General features: G+C 69.9%; 2 protein-coding genes. Both read left to right on the top strand.

Annotated elements, in window-relative coordinates; translation table 11 throughout:
• Positions 1-454, top strand: a 454-nt coding sequence (locus AC04L7_RS18255) for a DUF3348 family protein (protein ID WP_475513641.1), incomplete at its 5' end; no start/stop codon positions are given.
• Positions 451-1,647: DUF802 domain-containing protein (locus tag AC04L7_RS18250; protein ID WP_475513640.1), on the top strand; the 1,197-nt coding region annotated here is incomplete at its 3' end. The genes AC04L7_RS18255 and AC04L7_RS18250, both read left to right, overlap by 4 nt.

Genomic DNA, 1,647 nt, shown 5'->3' with positions numbered 1-1,647 from the left:
GACCGCCTGCGCGCGCGCACGGGCGACCCTGCAGGGCGCCATCATGCGCACTGACCGACTCGACGCATGGCCGGGGGAGGATGTCGCGCCTTTCCGTCGCCATTGCCTGGACCTCCAGCGCGCGATGCAGGCGACGACCGGCCAGTTGCGCGGGAGATTGCGTGATGCACTGGCGGCGGGCACGGCGACACAGGCGCGGCTGGCCGAGGTCGATGCCGTCATGGAGACGACGCTAAGTCCCCGGGAGCAGGCACTGCTGGCGGCGACCCCGGCCCTGCTCTGCCAGCATTTCGATCGACTGAGGGGCGCCGCCCCCTCGACGGATGCCGCCTGGCTCGCCACCTTCCGCCGCGACCTGCAGGACATTCTCCTCGCCGAGCTGGATGTCCGCTTCCATCCCATCGACGCGCTGCTCGCCGCGCTTCGTTCTTCGCACGCTTCCGGAACACCATGAACCGACATCTGTTTCCCGCCGCCCTGTTCCTGCTGGGTCTTGCCATCGTCGCCTGGATCGGGATCGGGTATATCGGCACGCACGCACTCGGCGTGGTGGTCACCCTGGTGATCGGCCTGTGCTATGCCGCGGGCGCGCTGGAACTGCACCGCTACCGCCAGGCGACGGACACGTTGCGGCGCGCGGTGGCGGATACGTCCACCGCCGGCAATGGCCTGTCGACCTGGCTGGCGTCGTTACCGGCGAGCCTGCGCCCCTCGGTGCGCCAGCGCATCGAGGGCGAGCGCACCGCGTTGCCCGCTCCGGCACTGACACCCTATCTGGTGGGGCTGCTGGTGCTGCTGGGCATGCTGGGCACGCTGCTGGGCATGATGGCAACGCTGCGCGGTACCGGTCTGGCGCTGGAAAGCGCGACCGACATCGATGCGATCCGCGGTTCGCTGGCCGCACCGGTCAAGGGACTGGGTTTCGCGTTCGGTACGTCCATCGCCGGCGTGGCCACGTCTGCCGTGCTCGGGCTGCTGGCCGCCCTGTGCCGGCGCGAGCGGCTGCAGGCCGTGCACCTGCTGGATGCCGAGATCGCGACGTCGCTGCATGTCCACTCGCAGTCGTTCAAGCGCGAAGAATCCTTCCGCCTGCTGCAACAGCAGGCTGCGCTGATGCCGGACCTGGTCGAACGCCTGCAGGCGATGGTCGCGTCGATCGAAACGCAGAACGCCGCCGCCGGCGAGCGGCTGATGGCCAGCCAGAGCGATTTCCATCACCGCACCGAAGCCGCGCAGGCGCAGTTGGCCAGCACGCTGGAAGGCGTGCTGAAGAACGGCGTCGACGCGAGCGCACGCGCCGTCGTGGCCGCGCTGCAACCGAGTACCGAGGCCACCCTGGCGGGTCTGGCGCGCGAGAGCAGCGCGATGCAGGCGACCGTCACGCAGGCGGTGCAGCGCCAACTTGACGGCTTGAACGCGGGCTTCGATGCCGCCAACGCCGCCGCGGCGGCGACCTGGACCACCGCCATCGCGCAGCAGCAGCGATCCAATGCGGCGCTCACCGACGAGATGCGGGCGCTGACCGAGCGACTGTCGGGCACGTTCGAAGCGCGCTCGTCCGCCTTGATCGAAGGTGTTGCGGCGCAGTTCCAGCAGAACGCCGCGACCCTGTCGGACCGCTGGGACCAGGCACTGGCGCGACAGGAC

The organism is Pseudoxanthomonas sp. LjRoot204_2 (assembly GCF_056175765.1).
The sequence above is the reverse complement of the archived record's forward strand: the minus strand, read 5'-3'. Positions and strand labels throughout refer to the sequence as shown.